Annotated in this window: 18 protein-coding genes; 15 read left to right on the top strand and 3 right to left on the bottom strand. The window is 69.0% G+C overall.

The window, feature by feature from the left end:
* Position 1: 1 nt before the first annotated feature.
* Positions 2 to 841 carry a prephenate dehydratase gene (locus UG56_RS15545; RefSeq protein ID WP_084101112.1) on the bottom strand — a complete coding sequence of 280 codons (840 nt, stop codon included), beginning with the start codon at positions 839 to 841 and terminating at the stop codon, positions 2 to 4.
* Between the two features lie 24 nt (positions 842 to 865).
* Here UG56_RS15545 and UG56_RS15540 point away from each other — a divergent pair, with 24 nt between their 5' ends.
* Positions 866 to 1,276: a DUF4446 family protein gene (locus UG56_RS15540; RefSeq protein ID WP_256206658.1), complete on the top strand. Its 411-nt coding sequence runs from the start codon at positions 866 to 868 to the stop codon at positions 1,274 to 1,276.
* Positions 1,277 to 1,696: 420 nt separating this feature from the next.
* Here the strand turns inward: UG56_RS15540 and UG56_RS15535 are convergent, their stop codons facing one another.
* On the bottom strand, positions 1,697 to 3,268 hold the full coding sequence (locus UG56_RS15535; protein WP_052693425.1) for a YegS/Rv2252/BmrU family lipid kinase: 1,572 nt from the start codon (positions 3,266 to 3,268) through the stop codon (positions 1,697 to 1,699).
* 160 nt (positions 3,269 to 3,428) lie between these two features.
* On the opposite strand from UG56_RS15535, the gene UG56_RS15530 reads away from it, so the two are divergent.
* Genes UG56_RS15530 through UG56_RS15505 form a run of 6 tightly spaced genes read left to right on the top strand, consistent with a single transcriptional unit; the run spans position 3,429 to position 9,199 of the window.
* Positions 3,429 to 5,072 (top strand): calcium-binding protein, encoded by a 1,644-nt coding sequence (locus UG56_RS15530; protein ID WP_071327117.1) that lies wholly within the window; start codon positions 3,429 to 3,431, stop codon positions 5,070 to 5,072.
* 51 nt (positions 5,073 to 5,123) lie between these two features.
* Positions 5,124 to 6,395 carry a serine--tRNA ligase gene (gene serS, locus UG56_RS15525; RefSeq protein WP_045548252.1) on the top strand — a complete coding sequence of 424 codons (1,272 nt, stop codon included), beginning with the start codon at positions 5,124 to 5,126 and terminating at the stop codon, positions 6,393 to 6,395.
* On the top strand, positions 6,392 to 7,252 hold the full coding sequence (locus UG56_RS15520; RefSeq protein WP_045548253.1) for an HAD family hydrolase: 861 nt from the start codon (positions 6,392 to 6,394) through the stop codon (positions 7,250 to 7,252). The genes serS and UG56_RS15520 overlap by 4 nt, the downstream gene beginning before the upstream one ends.
* Before the next feature lie 14 nt (positions 7,253 to 7,266).
* Positions 7,267 to 7,779, top strand: a complete 513-nt coding sequence (locus UG56_RS15515; RefSeq protein WP_045548254.1) for a GNAT family N-acetyltransferase — start codon at positions 7,267 to 7,269, stop codon at positions 7,777 to 7,779.
* Complete coding sequence (locus UG56_RS15510) at positions 7,776 to 8,576, top strand: Cof-type HAD-IIB family hydrolase (RefSeq protein ID WP_045548255.1); 801 nt, start codon at positions 7,776 to 7,778, stop codon at positions 8,574 to 8,576. Before UG56_RS15515 ends, UG56_RS15510 begins: the two co-directional genes overlap by 4 nt.
* Positions 8,573 to 9,199, top strand: a complete 627-nt coding sequence (locus UG56_RS15505) for a hypothetical protein (RefSeq protein ID WP_143055058.1) — start codon at positions 8,573 to 8,575, stop codon at positions 9,197 to 9,199. Before UG56_RS15510 ends, UG56_RS15505 begins: the two co-directional genes overlap by 4 nt.
* Here the strand turns inward: UG56_RS15505 and UG56_RS15500 are convergent.
* On the bottom strand, positions 9,162 to 10,049 hold the full coding sequence (locus tag UG56_RS15500; protein WP_045548257.1) for a sterol desaturase family protein: 888 nt from the start codon (positions 10,047 to 10,049) through the stop codon (positions 9,162 to 9,164). The two genes, UG56_RS15505 and UG56_RS15500, sit on opposite strands and share 38 nt — an antisense overlap.
* Positions 10,050 to 10,121: 72 nt before the next feature.
* Here UG56_RS15500 and UG56_RS15495 point away from each other — a divergent pair, with 72 nt between their 5' ends.
* The 8 genes from UG56_RS15495 to UG56_RS15460 all read left to right on the top strand — a co-directional run bounded on the left by UG56_RS15495 (position 10,122) and on the right by UG56_RS15460 (position 19,587).
* Positions 10,122 to 10,766 (top strand): TetR/AcrR family transcriptional regulator, encoded by a 645-nt coding sequence (locus UG56_RS15495; RefSeq protein WP_045548258.1) that lies wholly within the window; start codon positions 10,122 to 10,124, stop codon positions 10,764 to 10,766.
* A 137-nt stretch (positions 10,767 to 10,903) separates the two neighbouring features.
* Entirely contained in the window at positions 10,904 to 12,169 is a 1,266-nt protein-coding gene (locus tag UG56_RS15490; RefSeq protein WP_045548259.1) for an alpha-hydroxy-acid oxidizing protein, read from the top strand.
* 162 nt (positions 12,170 to 12,331) lie between these two features.
* On the top strand, positions 12,332 to 13,255 hold the full coding sequence (locus UG56_RS15485) for a calcium-binding protein (protein ID WP_084101110.1): 924 nt from the start codon (positions 12,332 to 12,334) through the stop codon (positions 13,253 to 13,255).
* Positions 13,256 to 13,346: 91 nt separating this feature from the next.
* Entirely contained in the window at positions 13,347 to 14,285 is a 939-nt protein-coding gene (locus tag UG56_RS15480) for a carbohydrate kinase family protein (RefSeq protein WP_256206657.1), read from the top strand.
* Entirely contained in the window at positions 14,282 to 15,187 is a 906-nt protein-coding gene (locus UG56_RS15475) for a pseudouridine-5'-phosphate glycosidase (RefSeq protein ID WP_045548261.1), read from the top strand. Before UG56_RS15480 ends, UG56_RS15475 begins: the two co-directional genes overlap by 4 nt.
* A 77-nt stretch (positions 15,188 to 15,264) precedes the next feature.
* Positions 15,265 to 16,668 carry a metallophosphoesterase gene (locus tag UG56_RS15470; protein WP_045548262.1) on the top strand — a complete coding sequence of 468 codons (1,404 nt, stop codon included), beginning with the start codon at positions 15,265 to 15,267 and terminating at the stop codon, positions 16,666 to 16,668.
* Positions 16,669 to 16,688: 20 nt separating this feature from the next.
* On the top strand, positions 16,689 to 17,792 hold the full coding sequence (locus UG56_RS15465) for a glycosyltransferase family 2 protein (RefSeq protein ID WP_045548263.1): 1,104 nt from the start codon (positions 16,689 to 16,691) through the stop codon (positions 17,790 to 17,792).
* Positions 17,793 to 17,952: 160 nt separating this feature from the next.
* Complete coding sequence (locus UG56_RS15460) at positions 17,953 to 19,587, top strand: M4 family metallopeptidase (RefSeq protein ID WP_045548264.1); 1,635 nt, start codon at positions 17,953 to 17,955, stop codon at positions 19,585 to 19,587.
* The last annotated feature ends 64 nt before the right edge of the window (positions 19,588 to 19,651 follow it).

Genomic DNA, 19,651 nt, shown 5'->3' with positions numbered 1-19,651 from the left:
CTCAGAACCGGGCCGGGTCGGCGGGGTAGACCCCCAGCAGCTTCACGTCGGTGGTGAAGAACGCCAGCTCCTCCAGGGCACGCTTCAGCCCCGGTTGGTCGGGGTGGCCGTCGACCTCGGCGAGGAACTGGGTCGCGGTGAACTTCCCGTCGACCATGTAGGACTCCAGCTTGGTCATGTTGACGCCGTTGGTCGCGAAGCCGCCGAGCGCCTTGTAGAGCGCGGCCGGGAGGTTGCGTACGTTGAAGATGAACGAGGTCACCACGGGACCCTGGTCAACGGGAGCCTGGATGAAGTCGGGCGAGAGCACCACGAAGCGGGTGGTGTTGTGGTCGGCGTCCTCGATGTCGGTGGCGAGGACGTCCAGCCCGTAGATCGAGGCTGCCAGCGGCGGGGAGATCGCGGCCATCGTCGGGTCGCCGGCCTCGACGACCTCGCGCGCGGCACCGGCGGTGTCGCCGGAGACGACCGGCGTGAACCCGTGCTCCCGGATGATGTTGCGGCACTGGCCGAGCGCGTGGACGTGCGAGTGGACCGTACGGATGTCGTCGAGATGCGCGCCCGGAAGCCCGAGCAGGTGGAACCGGATCCGTAGGAAGTGCTCGGCGATGATGTGCAGGTTGGACTCGGGGAGGAAGTGGTGGATGTCGGCCACCCGCCCGGCCAGGGAGTTGTCGATCGGGATCATCGCCAGCGACGCCTCACCTGCCTCGACGGTCGCAAAGACGTCCTCGAACGAGGCGCACGGCACCGACTCCAGCTCGGGGTAGTGCCGTTGGCAGACCATGTGTGAGTTGGACCCTGGTTCGCCCTGATAGGCGATGCGATGTGGCTCGGACACAACGACAGTCTAGATTCGCCCGTTGTGCTCGCTCTTGCCATTCTCAGTCTGCTGACAGCAATCGCCGCTCTGGTCTTCGCCGGGGCGGCCTGGCAGAAGACGAAGGACGTACGTCGCCCCGACCCTGCCGCCGTCGAGTCGCTGCCGACCGACGTCGCCGGTCTGCGCGCCGAGGTCGCGGCCCTGCGCGCCGAGTCGGCGATGAACCTGCGCCACCTCGCGGTGGTGCGCTTCGACGCGTTCGGCGACGCCGGCGGCCACCTGAGCTGGTGCCTGGCCCTGCTCGACGACAACGGCGACGGCGTGGTGCTCACCTCGATCCACGGTCGCACCGAGGCGAGGTCGTACGCGAAGAGCATCAGCGGCTGGAAGTCCTCCCAGCTGATGTCGCCCGAGGAGACCGAGGCCGTCCAGCAGGCGAAGCCGAGGAGCTGATCCCGCGTCCGGGGCGGCTGATCCACCCGCAAAACAACGCCGGCACGCTCGGGCGTGGCGGGGGAACCGTTCCGAGCGTGCCGGTTTTGTAACCCGGGCTGCGGGTGGGACGGCCCGGGAGTCGAACACTGGTCGCGGGGGATTTCCGACCAGTGTGTGGGTCTTGCCACGTCACCGGCCGGAGTCAGGCTTGAGCCCGGCTGGAGACGCCGACTCAGCTCACGCCGAGTCGTGTCAGACACCTTATGAACATTTACTGATCAACAAGACATCTGGGCCCGCGAGTCGCGGGCGAGTCGTACGAAAATTGATCCAAAACACGCTCAAAATACGCTTGATCCGGGACCTTAGACCCTGATTGCCGGGACTTTTTGCTTGGCTGCGTGTCGTTGAGATTCGGGACCGAATCGGGACCGGTCTTCAGCGTGGCACGCGGACGAGCAGGCGCCCGGGAAGGCACTTCATGCGCAGCTCTCGACCCTCGGAGATGGTGTCGCCGTCGAGCTGGCGCGGCTGGTCGTGATTGGTGCGGATCACAACGCTCGCACCGGTCATCCGGTTGACCAGGTCGTCGGTGCGCGGCCGCTTGCTCAGGACCCGGATCGCGAGCGGCAGCCAGGACCAGAACCGCTGCGGATAGAGCAGCACCACGTCGACGAGCCCGTCGTCGAGCGCCGCCGCCGGGAGCAGCGGCATGTTCGCCTGGAGGTAGCCGACGTTGCCGACCACGACTGTGCGCGCCCGGTGCTTGGTGAACTCGCCGCCGTCGATGGAGATCTCCAGCCGCATCGCCGGGAACATCAGGCTCTTGAAGGCGGAGAGGACGTACGCCATCCAGCCGATCCGCTTCTTGATGTCCTCGTTGACGCCGCTCATGATCGCGGCGTCGAAGCCCATCCCGGCCATGACCAGGAAGTTGGTGTCCTCGAGGTTGTCGCCGGTGACCTCGACGAGGTCGATCGCCTGGTCCTGGCCGGTGAGCGCGACGTCGATCGCGGCGCGGATGTAGAGCGGGATCGACAGGTTGCGCGCGAGCAGGTTGCCGGTGCCGCCGGGGACGATCCCGATCGCGATCCCGGTGCCGGCGAGGGCTGAGCAGACCTCACGTACGGTGCCGTCGCCACCGCAGACGAGCACCAGGTCGGCGCCCTCCTCCTGGGCGGCGCGCGCCATCCCGCGGCCGGGGTCGTCGACGGTGGTCAGGTGCCAGGTCGGGGTCTTCCAGCCCGACTCCTTGGCCATCGTGGTGACCATGGTCTTGAACTGGTCGACCGACTCGACCTTGATCGGGTTGAGGACGACCGCGATCCTCCGGTTGCCGCGCACCGAGTCCACCAGCGGCCGTCGTCCCACCGCCTGGGAGGCGGGCAGCGGGGTGTAGAGAGCCATGCCGAGGAAGACGAACCCGGCCGCGAACGCGATCCCGCCGAGCACGTCGGAGGGATAGTGGCGTCCGAGGAACACCCGGTCGGCCGAGACGAGCACGACCAGCAGGACGAGGCCCGTGTAGGCCAGCCGACGGATGCCGCGGCGGCGTACGAACATCGTCACGACCACCGCGATCACGCCCGCCAGCACCGCGATCCCGGTCGCATGACCGGAGGGGTACGCCGGCGACTCGTGCAGCCACGACGTCAGCTGCCACTCCGGCCGGTCGCGGTCGACGAGCAGCACCAGCCCGCGGCGTACGAGCAGGGTGACCACCACGACGCCGAGCACGTAGACCGCGGCGCGCAGGTAGGCGCGGAACAGCCCGGCAGCGACCAGGAGGGCGACCCCGACCGCGAAGTACCACTCGGTGACCACCTCGACGACGTGCCAGAAGTCGAGCAGCCAGCGGTGCTCCGCCGTCACGGCCGCTGCCTCCCGGCCGAGCTCGTCGAACGTCGAGACCGGCGGCCACGCGTTGATCCCCGCGATCCCGATCAGGGCGCACAGAGCGAACAGCGAAGCCGCCCAGAGCAGCAGGGCACGGCGCGAGAGGTCAAGCACGATGAGTCAGTATGCGCGAAACGTGATCCACACGGTGAATGAACGGGCCGTCCAAAAGCGCGCGCAGGGCATGGCTGAGAGCGCTATCGTTCGCTCTCCGCGCATGAATTCGGGTCGGCGTCAGCATCCCTCGGTCCTTCGTAGTTGTGAGGTCTCTCTCATGCGCTCTCGCGTGTCCTCGTACGCCCTCCTCGGGCTCTTGTCCGTCCCCGCCGTCGCCCTCGGCGTCGGTGGCCTCCTCGCCGGCTCCGCTGCTGCGGCGGAGGGTGAGTGCGACGGCAAGCCCGTCACCGTCGACCTCAGTGTCGCGGGCCAGGCGCCGACCGAGGGAGACGACGTGATCGCTGTCCCGGAGGGCGTGAGGGTGGACGCCCTCGGCGGAAACGACACGATCTGCGGGTACGGAGCTGGAACCGTCGAGATCTTCGGAGGGATGGGTGACGATCTCATCTTCGGATCCAGCGGCAGCGACTGGCTTCACGGGGGCGAAGGCGACGACGTCGTCCATGGCGGCGACGGTGACGATCTGATCGAGGAGAGCACAGGCAGCGACGTGCTTGCCGGCGACGCGGGCGGCGACATCGTCCTCGCCGGCTCTGGTTCCGACGAGGTGGACGGAGGCATTGGCGACGACGTCATCTCCGGTGGATCCGAGGGTGACGTCCTGCGTGGTGGGGATGGCGCCGACCGCATCGCCGGGGGCTCGGGAGATGACTCCATCGACGGCGGAGCCGGGACCGACAAGGCGACGTACGCCGAGTCCGGAAGCGGCATCGTCGCGACGAGGACGAAGGTGACCGGCGGTCTGGGCACCGACGCCCTCGCCGGCATCGAGGAGCTGATGGGGACCGACTACGCCGACCGTTTCACCGGTGACTCGGGGAACAGCAGCATCGACGGGCGTGCCGGCAACGACTGGTTCGCGCCGGGCGCCGGGACCGATCTGATCACCGGCGGCTCGGGGGTGGACACCGTCAGCTACGCCAACATGACCAGCGGCGTACGCATCTATCTCGGACAGCCTGCCTACTACGGGGCCGCCGCCGGCCGCGAGACGATCGAAGATGTCGAGAACCTCACCGGAAGTCCGTACGCCGACAGCCTCATCGGGGATCTGAGCGGCAACGTGATCCTTGGCGGTGGCGGCAACGACTACGTCAACGGGCTCAACGGCAACGACCGGTTGGACGGCGGGAGCGGCAACGACACGTTCTGGCCGGGCAAGGACAACGACACCGTGATCGGCGGGGCCGGCACGGACACCATCAGCTACAAGGGCTATTACAGGCCGATCCAGATCAGCCTGGCCACGACCCGAGCTCAGAACACGGGGAGCTCTGGCTACGAGACCGTCAGCCAGACCGAGAACATCATCGGCACCTCCTACTCCGACCGCCTCACCGGAAACTCGGGCCGCAACACGATCACGGCCGGCTACGGGAACGACACCGTGCTGCCCGGTCATGGGGACGACGTCGTCAGCGGTGGCAGCGGGGCGGACACGGTCAGCTACCGAAACGTCGGCGTCGGTGTCCGGGTCTCGCTCGCCGCGACGTCCCGGCAGCGCACCAACGCCGGCTACGACAAGATCACCTACGTCGAGAACGTCATCGGAACCACGCGCGCCGATGTCCTCAAGGGAAACGGGTCGGCGAACAAGCTCTTCGGTGACGCCGGTGGCGACAAGCTCTACGGCAGCGGCGGCGCCGACAAGCTCTACGGCGGAGGCGGCAGCGACTACGGGGACGGCGGGACCGGCCGTGACAGCTCGTACTCGGTCGAGCGGCGCGTGCGCATTCCGTGACGCTCGATTACTGAAGTGAGATCTGATGGTCCGTTCGACTAGCCTTGCCGCATGATCGACCCGCGCATCCTCCGCGAAGACCCCGACCGCGTACGTGCCTCGCAGGAGCGCCGCGGCGCGTCCTCCGACGTGGTGGACCGGGCGCTGTCCGCGGACAGCGCGCGCCGGGCGGCGATCGCGGACTTCGAGGCCAAGCGGGCCGAGCAGAAGCAGATGGGCAAGAAGGTCGCCCAGGCCAAGGGTGAGGAGAAGCAGCGGCTCCTCGCCGAGGTCAAGGATCTCGCGAAGGCTGTCAAGGAGGCCGAGGCGGCGCAGGCGGCGGCCGAGGAGGAGTGGAAGAAGGCTCTCAAGGCCATCCCCAACCTCGCCGACGACGCCCCTGCCGGCGGTGAGGACGACTTCGTCCTGATCGAGAAGGTCGGCGAGCCGCGCGACTTCGCGGCCGAGGGCTTCGAGCCGCGCGACCACGTCGAGCTCGGCAAGCTCCTCGGCGCGATCGACCTCGAGCGCGGCGCCAAGGTCTCGGGCAGCCGCTTCTACTTCCTGACCGGGGTCGGCGCCGAGCTGGAGTTCGCGCTGATCAACCTGGCGATGGAGCAGGCCCGCGAGGCCGGGTTCACCCAGGTCATCGCGCCGGCGCTGGTGCGCCCGGAGGCGATGGAGGGCACCGGCTTCCTCGACCAGGTCGACGACGGCGTCTACAAGATCGAGGACGACGACCTCTACCTCGTCGGCACCTCGGAGGTGCCGATGGCGGCCTACCACGCCGACGAGATCCTCGACCCCGACACGCTCCCGCGCCGCTACGCCGCCTTCTCGTCGTGCTTCCGCAAGGAGGCCGGCTCGGCGGGCAAGGACACCAAGGGCATCATCCGGGTCCACCAGTTCGAGAAGGTGGAGATGTTCGTCTACACCACCGTCGAGGACTCCTACGCCGAGCACCAGCGTCTCCTCGAGTGGGAGAAGGCGTTCCTGGACAAGCTCGAGCTCGCCTACCAGGTCATCGACGTCGCCGCAGGCGACCTCGGTCCGAGCGCGCTGCGCAAGTTCGACTGCGAGGCGTGGATCCCGACCCAGGGGAAGTACCGCGAGCTCACCTCGGCCTCCAACTGCACCACCTTCCAGGCACGCCGGCTCGACATCCGGCAGCGGACCGAGAACGGCACCACCCCGGTCGCCACCCTCAACGGCACGCTGACCGCGATCACCCGCGCCATCGTGGCCGTCCTGGAGACCCACCAGCAGCCCGACGGCTCCGTGCGGGTGCCGAAGGCGCTGCAGAAGTGGCTCGGACGCGAGGTCCTGGAGCCGATCCAGAAGTGAGTGCCACCGAGAGCACCACGGCGCGGCCCGGCGAGGCCGCCTGGCAGCCGAAGCTCGTCGCGCTCGACATCGACGGGACGCTGCTGCGCTGGATCGAGGGCACCGGCACGACCTCCGAGGCGCTCTCGGACAAGGTGCGCGACGCGGTCCGCCGGGCGTACGACGCCGGTGCCCACGTGGTGCTCTCCTCCGGTCGCTCGGCCCACTCGATGACCGGGATCGCCGACCTGCTGGGGATTCCCGACGAGGGTGCGGAGCGGTTGTGGATCGTCGCGTCCAACGGGGCGGTGGTGCTCCGCTATCCGCCCACGGATGTCGTGCACGAGGAGACCTTCGACGCCCGAGCGGCCGTCGAGAAGATCCTGGAACGGCGTCCGAACGTCTTGGTCGCGGTCGAGAACCGGGGCGTCGGCTACCGGATGAACCGACCCTTCCCCGAGGGCGAGCTCGGCGGCGGCGAGAACATGATCGCCACGGTCCAGGAGATGGTGGCGGAGCCGGTCTCCCGCGTGATCATCCGCGACCCCGACGCGACCCCGGAGGACTTCCTCGCGCTCGGCCGTGACCTGGGCCTGCACGGCATCGACTACGTGGTGGGCTACACCGCCTGGCTCGACCTGACCCCGGTCGGGGTCTCCAAGGCATCGGGCCTCGCCTACGTCTGCGACCAGCTCGATCTCGAGCCTGCCGACGTACTCGCCATCGGCGACGGCCGCAACGACGTCGAGATGCTCGAGTGGGCCGGCCGGGGCGTCGCCATGGGCAACGCTCCCGAGGTCGTCCAGGAAGTCGCCGACGCCGTCACCGCCCACGTCGCCGACGACGGCGCGGCGCTGGAACTCTCCCGCTGGTTCTGAGAGTCTCAGCCCCCGTGACCCTTCCCACCACCGTCACCACCGAGCGCCTGACGCTGCCCCTGTGGACCCGCGCCGACGTCGAGGCCATCCGCGACTCGAACGGCGAGCTCGGGCGGCCGCAGAGCTGGCACCCGCAGTTCCCGCGCGAGGACGACCGCGACGCCGCCACGATGTGGGTCGAGGGCGACCTGTGGAGCTCCCGCTACATCGTGCGCAACGGGACCGTCCTCGGTTCGATCGGCTTCTTCGGACCGCCCGACGCCGCACCCGACGGCACCCCGGAGACCGAGGTCGGCTACGGCCTGGTCGAAGAGGCACGCGGCTGGGGCTTCGCCACCGAGGCGCTCAAGGCGCTGCTGGCGTGTGCGGATCAGGAGGGCGTACGCATCCGGGCATCGGTCGAACCCACCAACGCCGCCAGCCTCCGCGTGCTCGCCAAGTGCGGGTTCACCGACCTCCGGGGCGCAGACGAGGACGGGCATCTGGTGATGGCCAGGCCGGTCCCCGGTGGCAGAATGGAAGAATGAGTACGCCGAAGCTCGTCGCCACCGACCTGGACGGCACTCTGGTCAGAGCGGACGGCTCGGTCTCGGACTTCACTCGTGACGTGCTCGTGAAGCTCGAGGAGATCGGCGTGCCGGTCATCTTCGTGACCGGGCGGCCGCTGCGCTGGACCCGCGAGCTCTTCGAGCACATCGGCAGCGTCGGACTGGCGATCGTCTCCAACGGAGCGCTGGTCTGGGACGTCGCCACCGACAAGCCCCGACTCACCCGGCTGATCGAGCCCGCTCTGACCGCCGAGGTGGCGGCGACGCTGACGGCCACCCTGCCCGGCCTGGTCTTCGCGACCGAGTCCCTCGAGGGCTGGTCGTGCGAGCCGGAGTTCGCGACCCACACCTCCGACGCCCTCCGGCCCGCCAGGCGCGTCGCCGCGATCGAGGAGCTCGCCGACGAGCCGCTGATCAAGTTGCTCGCCCGACGCCATGACGACGATGACGCCGACGAGCTGCTCGCCGCAGCGACCGCCGCCGTCGGCGACCGCGTCAACGTCACCCACTCGTCCTTCCCGCTGCTCGAGATCAGCGCTCCGGGGGTCACCAAGGCCTCCACGCTGGAGCTCGTCTGCACCGAGCTCGGCATCTCCGACGCGGACGTGATCGCCTTCGGCGACATGCCCAACGACCTGCCGATGCTGACCTGGGCCGGGACGTCCTACGCCATGGCCGACGCCCACCCGAGCGTGGTCGCCTGTGCCTCCCATCTCGCGCCCGGGCACGAAGATGACGGCGTCGCGCGGGTCCTGGCTGGAGTCTTCGGCCTGTGACTGGTTTGATCTTCGCCATGCGCCGCGTCCCCCAGCTCCTCGCTGCCGTTGCTCTTGCCGCGACAGCGGTGGTCACGACGAGCCCCGCACCTGCTTCCGCAGCCCCGGCCACCTCGGCCGTGACGGCTCCCACGAAGTGCCCGACCTTCAAGCTCGCCGACGCGGTCAAGGAGCCGCTGGTCTTCCACGCGCGGGTGACCGGCCCCGGGAAGGCGACCAAGAAGGGGGGCCCGGTGGTCTACCCGGTGACCGTCGTCAAGGCGCTCAAGGGCGTCACCAGCGGCAGCAGCCTCGAGGTCACGCTCAACCCCGGCGTGTGCCAGAAGAAGTCGCTGACCGAGAACGAGGACTACTACTTCTTCGTGCAGACGAAGGGTGACACCCTCCTCGCCGCCGGCAGCGCGCCGCGCGTCGCCGAATACACCGACAAGCTCCAGGCCGAGATCGCCAAGGAGTTCCCCGACGTGATCGCCCCCGAGCCTCAGCAGGTGAACTTCAGCAAGCCCGTGTCCCCCGAGGGGCAGAAGCTGGTCGAGGTCGCCGCCCCGGGCTTCGTGCTCGTCGTCGTCGGCCTCCTCGGCCTGATCATCGTGCAGATTCTCGGGCGACGGCGGCCGGCGTAGCCTCCTCCGGCGCCCACCCCGGCGGCCGGAAGACGTAGCTCAGCTTGAGCCGCCAGCCGTCGGCGTTGCGTACGTCGTTCCAGAGCTCGCGGAAGGCGCCGTACTCCAGCCGGAGGAGGTTGTAGGTGTCGACCTTGTAGGTCAGGCCGTACGTCGGGCGCTGGCGCTCCTGTTGGAACGTGCCGAAGAGGCGGTCCCAGACGATCAGGATGCCGGCGTAGTTCTTGTCGAGGTATTCGGGGTCGGAGCCGTGGTGGACGCGGTGGTGCGACGGGGTGTTGAGGACCCACTCCAGCGGCGTCCAGAGCCGGCCGATCGTCTCGGTGTGCACGAAGAACTGGTAGATCAGGTTGATCGAGAAGGCGATGTAGATCGCCGCCGGTGAGATGCCGAGGAACGGCAGCGGCAGGAAGAAGAAGAACTCGAACCAGGGGTTCCACTTCTGCCGCAGCGCGGTCGCGAACGTCATGTACTCGCTGGAGTGGTGCGCCTGGTGCGCCGCCCAGCCGACGCGAGTCCGGTGCACGAAGCGGTGGTTCCAGTAGTAGGCGAGGTCGACGACCACGACCGAGATCGCCAGACCCCACCACGTCCCCGGGATCTGCCACAGCGAGGCGTAGGCGAAGATCGCCGAGTAGACCGCGAAGGTCAGCACCTTGAACACGGTCATCGAGACGATCGACCCCGCGCCCATCAGGATCGAGGTACGGGCGTCCTTGAAGACGTAGCCGGCCAGGTTGTCGTCGTGGTCGAGCCACTTCAGCGCCGCGAGCTCGATGAGGATCGAGATCGCGAAGAACGGGATCGCGTACGTCAGCGGGTTCTTCAACGGGTCGAGCATGTCGTTCATGGGGGACCTCCCAGGGATATGACCTTTGGGTAAGTTACCTCAAGGTCATATGCCGCCGCTAGACTCCAGGTCATGTCACGGGCCAACGCTGGAACCAAGGGCGTCCCACGCGCCGATCGCGAGCTGCAGATCGTGCGAGCTGCCTGCGAGGTCTTCGGCACCGTGGGGTTCGCCAAGGCGTCGGTCGCCGGGATCGCGGCCGACGCCGGCATCTCGAAGCCGTTGGTCTACCAGTACTTCGGCTCCAAGGAGGGCCTCTTCTCGGCCTGCCTCACCCACGGGGCCGAGCTGCTCGCCAGCGACATGGAGCGGGTCGCCGCCGACGACTCGGTCGGCCTCGAGCGCGGTCTGCGCACCCTCGACGGGATCTTCCGCATCCTCGAGCCCCAGCCGTGGCTGTGGCGCCTCTTCTTCGACCGCACCGCTCCGGAATCGGGCGACGTCGCGGCTGCTCGGGCGTTCTACACCGACCGGATCACCCGGCTCGCGATGGAGGGCGTCGGCGAGCTGATGGCGCTCGTCGGTGACGACGACCCGCTCGACGTCTCGGCGATGACCGCCGTCTGGATGAACGTCGTCGACACGCTGGTCACCTGGTGGCTCGACCATCCCGAGGTGACGCCGAGCCAGATGACCGAGCGCTGCTACCGGCTCATCGTGGCGCTCTCCGGCGCTGAGCCGCCAGCCCAGATCGTCGCGGACCCGGCCGCGCGCTGAGTTTTCCCACCTTCTGCGGACATCTCCCCACCGAGCCGCACGTCCCCCACTCACCGGAGCGTGGGGATCCTCCGTTGCGGTGGGGAAATCTCCGCAGGGCACCGCCGCGGCCAGGTCCCCGCGAGTAGCCTTCGCGCGTGAGCATCGGCAGAGACCTCCAGTCGGCGATCTTCCGCAAGGGCCTGTTCGGCCACCGTTCAGTCGTGCCGACGGAGCCGTCGGCGCTCGCCGAGGCGGCCCATCGGGCGATGAGCAAGGAGGCCTGGGCGTACGTCGCCGGCGGCGCCGGGCAGCAGCGCACCGTCGAGGCCAACACCGCGGCCTTCGACCACTACCGGCTCGTGCCCCGGATGCTCACCAACGTGGAGAGCCGCGAGCTGCGCACCACCCTGTTCGGGGTGGACATGCCGGCGCCGCTGATGCTCGGCCCCGTCGGCGTGCTCGAGCTCGCCCACCCCCGCGCCGAGCACGAGGTCGCCGCGGCGGCCCGCGCGACGGGCATCCCGATGGTGATCTCGACCCAGGCCTCCGTCCCGATGGAGGAGGTCGCCGAGGACCTGGGCGACACCCCGCGGCTCTACCAGCTCTACTGGTCGAAGGACGAGTCGATCGTCGAGTCCTTCGTACGCCGTGCCGAAGCCATCGGCTCCGACGCGCTGGTCGTCACGCTCGACACGCACATGCTGGGGTGGCGTACGCGTGATCTGGATCTGGGCTATCTGCCCTTCGCCAGAGGGCTCGGGATCGCCCAGTACACCTCCGACCCCGCCTTCCGTGCCCTCGTCGAGGAGCGGATCGCGGGCGGCGGCGCCGGTGTGCGACCCGGCATCCGGGAGATCCCCGCGGCCCTGAGGGCGGTCGCCTCGATGGCCCAGCACCACCCCGGCAAGCTCGTCGACAACCTCCGCTCCGGCCAGGCCCGCGCAGCGGTCGAGACCTTCCTCGACGTCTTCTCCCGCTCCGACCTGATCTGGGACGACCTGGATCGGCTGCGCGAGATGACCGACCTGCCGATCGTGCTGAAGGGACTCCAGGCGCCCGAGGACGCCCGCCGCGCTCTCGAGCACGGCGTCGACGGGATCATCGTCTCCAACCACGGCGGCCGCCAGGTCGACGGCGCCATCGCCTCCATCGACGCCCTGCCGAGCATCGTCGACGAGGTCGACGGCCGTATCCCGGTGCTCTTCGACTCCGGCATCCGCTCCGGCGCCGACATCCTCAAGGCACTCGCCCTGGGCGCCGACGCGGTCCTCCTCGGCCGCCCGTACGTCTACGGCCTCGCCCTCGCCGGCGCCGCCGGTGTCCAGGCCGTCCTGGAGCACATGCTCGCCGAGCTCGACCTCTCCCTCGGTCTGGTCGGCTGCCGCTCCGTCGACGAGATCGGCCGCGAGCTCCTCGGCTGACACGAGGCACTGGCGTTGCTCGTGCCGGGCACAGGTCGTGAACGGACGACGGGTTCACCCCCAGGGGCACACCTACGCTGCTAGCGTTCCCGCTCGCAGTTCGGTCGTTTCCGGGACGAGGTGACTGCCCAACTCGCTCGTTCGGATAGATGGAGTTCGTTCATGCGTCTGCGCTGGTGTCGCGTCGTGGGGTTTGCCCTGATCCTTCCCGCTGCTGGTGTCACCGGAGGCTTCGGACCTGCCGCAGCAGCCGAGGGCGCGACCTGCGGAGGTAAGACGGTCACCGTCGACATGAGGTATGGCGAGAGGCCGACCTATGGCGACGATGTGATCCTCACCGGGTACGACGTCTACGAGACATATGGTCTTGCGGGCGACGACACGATCTGTCGCGTGGAGGACGGCCCGCGCGGCAAGATCTATGGAGGCGATGGTGACGACGTCATCTACGGTGGGATCGTTGAGTACTCCGGGCCCGAGATCTACGGTGGCGATGGGAACGACACCATCTACGGCAGCAATGGGTGGACCTACATCAACGCGGGCGACGGTGCCGACACGGTATACGTCCGAGCCCGCGGCGGAGACGTCTACGGCGGTGCCGGGAACGACCTCGTCTACGGCGGTGCCGGGAATGACGCGATGTGGGCGGGGTCGGGCAACGACCGCGTCTACGGAGGTCTCGGGGACGACTTCCTCGTGGGCGGATCGGATCACGACTACGTCTACGGTGGCGATGGCAACGACCTGATGACCGGCCTCGGGGGAGACGACCGGCTCTACGGAGGCGCAGGGGCCGACCAGATCAACGGGGCGGACGGGAACGACCGGATCTGGGGATCGTCCGGCGGCGACACCATCAACGCCGGTGGCGGCGCTGATCGGATCTGGGGCGAGGGTGGCAACGACGAGGTCGAGGCCGGCGGTGGCGCCGACCAGGTGTTCGGCGGAGCCGGTTGGGACTGGCTCTCCGGTGGATCCGGCAACGACATCTTGTCCGGCGGAGATGGCCGGGACCGGCTCATCGGTGGCTCCGGAACCGACAAGCTTTCCGGAGGAAGCGGCGCCGACCGGCTGACGTACTAGCCCGACGTGGTTGCGTCATCGTCCTCTCGCAGGGCCAAGTTCATACTTTATGAGGGGGCGCTATCTGTGAACCCCACTTACGATGCAGGTGATGAACCCGCACATACCGCCAGATATCGTCGTGATCGGCGGCTCCAACATGGATCTCCACGCTCGGGCACACGAGCAGGTGGTGATGGGTTCGAGCATGTCCGGATCCGCCGGCCTCTCGCCCGGGGGCGTCGGCCGCAACGTCGCGGAGAACCTCGCGCGGCTGGGTGACGCGGTGGCGCTGGTCTCGGTCGTCGGCGACGACCCGATCGGCGACGAGGTGATCAGCTACACCGAGGACGTCGGCGTCGACTGCACCTATGTGCGCCGCCGGGCAGACGTACGCACCGGCACCTACAACGCCGTGCTCGACTCCTCCGGTGAGCTGGTGGTCGCGGTGGCCGACATGGCCGCGACCGACGAGTTCTCCCCGCTCGTGGTGGAGGCGGCGCGCGACCTGATCAGGACGGCCCGTGGGGTGCTCGTCGAGGGCAACATCCCGGTCCGCACGGCCGAGGTGGCGATCGATCTGGCCCACGAGTTCGACGTGCCGGTCGGGTTCGACCCGGTCTCGGTGCCGAAGGCGAAGCGGGCGCGTGACCTGATCCGCGCCGACCGCGAGCTCTACCTGGTCACGCCCAACCAGGCCGAGCTGGCCGCGCTGACCGACCTGCCCGCCGGCTCCGACGCGGAGATCGAGAAGGCCGTCCACGCCCTGCACGACCGCGGCGTCGGCGTCGTCTGGGTGCGTCTCGGCGCCCGTGGCTCGGTGATCAGCTACAACGACGTCTACCAGGAGCTTCCCGCCATGCCGACCGAGGTCGTCGACGTGACCGGCGCGGGCGACGCGATGCTCGCCGCGTTCATGCACGAGGTGCTCCGCGACGTCGACCTGGTCGAGGCGGCCCGGTTCGGCCACGCCGCGGCCGCGCTGACCTGCGGCACCCACGACACGGTCCGCATGGACCTCAGCGAGGACCTCGTGCGGGAGCTCGCGTGAAGGTGAGGCTCACCGAGGAGGTGGCCACGGCGCTCGCCGAGGGCCGCCCGGTCGTCGCGCTGGAGTCGACGATCATCAGCCACGGCATGCCCTATCCCGACAACGTCAAGATGGCCGTCGAGGTCGAGCAGATCGTGCGCGACAACGGTGCCGTCCCGGCGACGATCGCCCTGCTCGACGGCATCCCCCGGGCCGGCCTCGACCACGACGACCTCGAGCTCCTCGCCTCCGACCCCGAGGTGACCAAGGTCAGCGTCCGCGACCTTCCCTACGTCGTCGCCCGTGGGCTCCACGGCGCGACCACGGTCGCGGCCACCATGCGCCTGGCGGCCATGGTCGGGATCCGGACGTTCGTGACCGGTGGGCTCGGCGGCGTACACCGGGGTGCGAGTGAGACCTTCGACATCTCCGCCGACCTGACCGAGCTCGCCCGCACCCAGGTCGCGGTGGTGAGCGCCGGGGTGAAGTCGATCCTCGACATCGGCCTGACCCTGGAGACGCTGGAGACCTACGGGGTGCCGGTCCTGGTCAACGGGGCCGACGAGTTCCCGGCCTTCTACTCCCGCAGCTCGGGGTTCGCGGCGCCGCTGCGCATCGACGGCCCCCAGGAGGCGGCGAAGGTCATGAAGGCCACCTGGGACCTCGGCCTTCCCAGCGGCCTGGTCGTCGCCAACCCGGTCCCGGTCGCCGACGAGATCCCTGCCGAGGTGATCGGGACGCACATCGACCAGGCGCTCGCCGACGCCGATGCCGGGGGCATCCGGGGCAAGGACATCACCCCGTTCCTGCTGGCCCGGATCGTCGAGCTGACCGGCGGTGACTCGCTGGCGACCAACATCGCGCTGGTACGCGACAACGCGGCCTTCGGTGCGCAAATGGCTGCATCCCACGCTGCGATATGAGGAACGTCCACCACTCGTTCATCCCGGAGACACCGGACGTGGCCTAACGTCTCGCCTACCTATGCGTTGATCCTCCCGTGACCGATAGCCCCCACGCTGGCCCGACCACGACGGCCCCGTCCAGGACGGCCCCGTCCCGGCGTACGCTGCTCAAGGCCGGCCTGATCGGTGGTGCCGGCGTCGTCGCCGGCCCGATGCTGTGGACCCAGGCTGCCAGGTCGGCCGCACCGGCCGCCGGCGTACACCTGTCCTACGGCACCAACCCGCTGCGGCAGATGAACGTGACCTGGTCGACCGCCGGGTCGGTGCAGGCGCCGCGGCTCGACCTCGGCGTGACGCCCGACTACGGCCTCACCCTCCAGCCCGAGTCGGTCTCCTCGATCCGGGTGGACAGCGTCTACCACCACGTCGACCTCAGCGACCTGCGGCCCGGGACGCGCTACTACTACCGGCTCAGCCACGACGGCGGTACGCCGACCAGGGGCTCCTTCACCACCGCCCCGAAGTCGGACGGGAGCTTCCGTTTCGCCGCCTTCGGTGACATGGGCGTGGCCGAGGACGCCGCGCGCAACGTCAACCTGATCCGCCAGCAGGGTGCCGAGTTCGCCTTCGTCGTCGGCGACATCGCCTACGCCGACACCGGCGGCCAGGGCAAGAGCGGGGAGGCGCAGCAGGACTTCGGCGTCTGGGACGAGTTCCTCAACCAGATACAGCCCAGCGCCAACACGATCCCGTGGATGACCGTCGTCGGCAACCACGAGATGGAGAACGGCAACGGCGAGCTCGGCTACGACGGCTACCGCGCCCGGTTCCACCTTCCCGGCAACGGGGCTGGCGGCGGGCAGGAGACCTACTCCTTCGTCCGCGGCAACGTCGCCTTCATCGCCCTCGACGGCAACGACGCGACGTACGAGTACACGCGGAACGCGGGTTACCTCGGCGCGACCCTGGACAGCTGGCTGGAGCACCGGCTGGCCGCCTTCCGAGCGCGTGACGACATCGACTTCATCCTGGTCGGCTTCCACCAGTGCGCCTACTGCACCAACATCGCGCACGCCTCCGACGGCGGCATCCGTGACCGCTGGGAGGCGCTCTTCGACCGCTACCAGGTCGACGTCGTGATCAACGGCCACAACCACTGCTACGAGCGCACCCACCTGATGCGCGGCGGCAAGCCGGTCCAGGAGGCGCCGCGCGGCGCCACGGTCAGCACCAACCAGGGCACGATCTACATCACCGCCGGCGGCGGTGGCGGTTCGACCTACCCCGACGTCCTGCCGGTGCTCTCCTACTACACCGACAAGAACGGCCTGAAGGTCCCCGAGCCGACCACCTACCGCGCCGTCGGCGACGCGACCCACTCGGTCGCGTTCTTCGACGCGCACCCCCGCGACGCCCATGGGCAGGCCCGGCTCGACCTCGAGGTCATCGCCTCCGACGGCTCCGCGGTCGACACGCTCACCATCGCTAGGTCGCGTTGATGGAGACCCCTCTAGAGTTGATGCGCGTGGGGGGATTCAGACGGAGGAAGCCGAGGCTGCTGAGCGTCGTCGTGCCGGTCTACAACGTGGCCGAGTACGTCGCCGACAGCCTGCACAGCATCCTGCATCAACCGCTGCGCGAGGTCTGCGCCATCGAGGTCGTCGTGGTCGACGACGGCTCGACCGACGGGTCGGCCGAGATCGTCAAGGAAGTCGCCGCGAAGGACCCCCGGGTCACCCTGATCACCCAGCCCAACTCCGGCGTCTCCATCGCCCGTCACACCGGGATCGAGGCCACCACGGGCGACCTGCTCACCTTCGTCGACCCCGATGACATCCTGCCCCGCGACGCCTGGAGCTCGATGGTGAAGTCGCTGCGGCGTACGGGCTCGGACTTCGCGGTCGGCTCCGCCGAGCGCCTCACCGTCGTGAACGGCGAGGAGCGGAGGTACGTCACCCCGCTGATGCGCCGCAACCACACCCGGACGCGCCTCCGGTGCCGGATCGAGGACGCCCCGCTGATGCTCGCGGACGTGTTCGTGTGGAACAAGATCTTCCAGCGCGCCTTCTGGACCGACAACGACATCACCTTCCCCGAGCGCACCCGCTACCAGGACCAGGTGGCCCTGACCCAGGCGTTCCTGGCCGCCAAGACCTTCGACGTGCTCACCGACGTCGTCTACGACTGGCGGGTCCGGTCCGACCAGTCCTCCGCGACCCAGAAGCGCGCTCAGGTCGCCAACCTGATCGAGCGGATCGACACCAAACGCCAGACCGTCGAGCTGGTGGCCGGATCGGGGTCCGGGAAGCTGATGCGCACGCTGCGTACCGAGATCCTCCCGATCGACATGTGGGAGCACTTCCGTGCTGCCGTCATCCCCACCACCGAGGATCCGGACCGCTACTGGTCGCTGCTGCGCGACGCCGTCCACGAGTTCTGGTACGACGCAGGCGTCCCCTTCGAGGAGACCACCGTCCCGCGTGGCCAGCGCCTGATGGCCTGGCTGGTCTGGCAGGACCGCCGCGACGCCCTCGCCGACCTCATCACGATGATCGACGAGCAGGGCCCCGGACGGGCGATCGAGGCCTTCGCCACCCGCGAAGAGCTCCCCGTCGGACTCTGATCCGGGATCCCCCCACGGGTAACGATTCTGCATACTCGGGTAAATTAATTACCTGAGTATGTACTGAGGCATTCGGCTCCTGGCAGTCTCACGTCACCCAACTCGGGGGGCAACGTCTCAGGGTTGGGCCAACCCCACCCTTGAGATCCAAGGAGCCTCAGTGAACGACGTTTCCTTCATCACCTCTCGCAAGGTGGTGCTCCGCACCACCGCCCTCGCAGCCGCCGCGGTCATGACCGTGGGCCTCGGCTTCCAGGCCGGCAGCGCCGGCGCCGCCGAGTCGACCGCTCCCGGCGCAGCGACGGCCGTCAGCCCCTCGCAGCGGACCGCCGACATCCGGGCCGCTCAGTCGGAGGCCGGTGCCACCGCCAAGGAGCTCGGCCTCGGGTCGCAGGAGAAGCTGATCGCCCGCGATGTCATCACCGATGCCGACGGCACCGTCCACACCCGCTACGAGCGGACGTACGCCGGCCTGCCGGTGCTCGGTGGGGACCTGATCGTCCACGTCGCCCCTGACGGCGCCGTCGCCGGCGTCGACAAGGCGACCTCGGCGAAGATCGCGGTCTCCTCGACCGCCGCCGCCGTCTCCTCGGCGACCGCCGAGAAGAAGGCGACCGCCACCGCTGTCGCCGCCGACAACACCGGCACCGCCGCCGAGGCCCCGCGCAAGGTCGTCTGGGCTCGCGCCGGCAAGCCGGTGCTCGCCTACGAGACGGTCGTCAACGGCGTCCAGCCCGACGGCACCCCGAGCGAGCTGCGCGTGGTCACCGACGCGGCCACCGGCAAGGTGCTCGACAGCGAGGAGCAGATCGAGACCGGCACCGGCGAGAGCATGTACAGCGGCTCGGTCTCCGTCGGCACCACCGCCAACGGCTCCACCTTCGATCTCATCGACTCCGTGCGCGGTGGTCACAAGACCTACAACCTCAACCACGGCACCACGGGCACCGGCACGCTGTTCAACGACGCCGACGACAAGTGGGGCGACGGCACCGCGGGCAACGTCCAGACCGCCGGTGTCGACGCCGCCTACGGCGCCGCGATGACCTGGGACTTCTACAAGTCGGCCTTCGGCCGCAACGGCATCGCCAACGACGGCAAGGCGGCGTACTCGCGCGTCCACTACGGCAACGCCTACGTCAACGCCTTCTGGTCCGACTCCTGCTTCTGCATGACCTACGGCGACGGCAACGGCGACACCCACCCGCTCACCTCGCTCGACGTCGCCGGGCACGAGATGAGCCACGGGCTCACCTCGCGCACCGCCAACCTGGCGTACCGCGGCGAGTCCGGCGGCCTCAACGAGGCCACCTCGGACATCTTCGGGACGGCCGTGGAGTGGTACGCCGCGAACACCGCCGACGCCGGTGACTACCTCATCGGGGAGAAGATCGACATCCGCGGCAACGGCTCCCCGCTGCGCTACATGGACAAGCCGAGCAAGGACGGCAACTCGGCCGACTACTGGTCGACGAGCCTCAAGCGCCTCAACGTCCACTACTCCTCGGGTCCGGCCAACCACTTCTTCTACCTGCTCTCGGAGGGAAGTGGCGCCAAGACCATCGGTGGCGTCAGCTACAACTCGCCGACCTACGACGGCTCCACCGTCACCGGCATCGGCCGGGACAAGGCCGTCCAGATCTGGTACAAGGCGCTGACCACCTACATGACGTCGTCGACGAACTACGCCGACGCACGCCTGGCGACCCTCTCGGCCGCCACCGACCTCTACGGTGCGACCAGCCCTGAGTTCGCCGCGGTCAACGCGGCCTGGGCCGGCGTGAACGTGAAGTAGCCCCGGCGGCTCGCAGGGCGAGCCGGCAGCACCACGATGCGGCGGGTGGAGCGTTGCTCCACCC

Origin of the sequence: Nocardioides luteus, from assembly GCF_000960475.2 — a bacterium.
Lineage (GTDB): Bacteria > Actinomycetota > Actinomycetes > Propionibacteriales > Nocardioidaceae > Nocardioides > Nocardioides luteus_A.
The sequence above is the reverse complement of the archived record's forward strand: the minus strand, read 5'-3'. Positions and strand labels throughout refer to the sequence as shown.

Bases quoted from the DNA above. Each gene is read 5' to 3' on its own strand.
- serS (WP_045548252.1), top strand. From the start codon at position 5,124: ATGATCGACCCGCGCATCCTCCGCGAAGACCCCGACCGCGTACGTGCC.
- UG56_RS15510 (WP_045548255.1), top strand. From the start codon at position 7,776: ATGAGTACGCCGAAGCTCGTCGCCACCGACCTGGACGGCACTCTGGTC.
- UG56_RS15465 (WP_045548263.1), top strand. From the start codon at position 16,689: ATGCGCGTGGGGGGATTCAGACGGAGGAAGCCGAGGCTGCTGAGCGTC.
- UG56_RS15480 (WP_256206657.1), top strand. From the start codon at position 13,347: ATGAACCCGCACATACCGCCAGATATCGTCGTGATCGGCGGCTCCAAC.
- UG56_RS15530 (WP_071327117.1), top strand. From the start codon at position 3,429: ATGCGCTCTCGCGTGTCCTCGTACGCCCTCCTCGGGCTCTTGTCCGTC.
- UG56_RS15500 (WP_045548257.1), bottom strand. From the start codon at position 10,049: ATGAACGACATGCTCGACCCGTTGAAGAACCCGCTGACGTACGCGATC.
- UG56_RS15495 (WP_045548258.1), top strand. From the start codon at position 10,122: ATGTCACGGGCCAACGCTGGAACCAAGGGCGTCCCACGCGCCGATCGC.
- UG56_RS15485 (WP_084101110.1), top strand. From the start codon at position 12,332: ATGCGTCTGCGCTGGTGTCGCGTCGTGGGGTTTGCCCTGATCCTTCCC.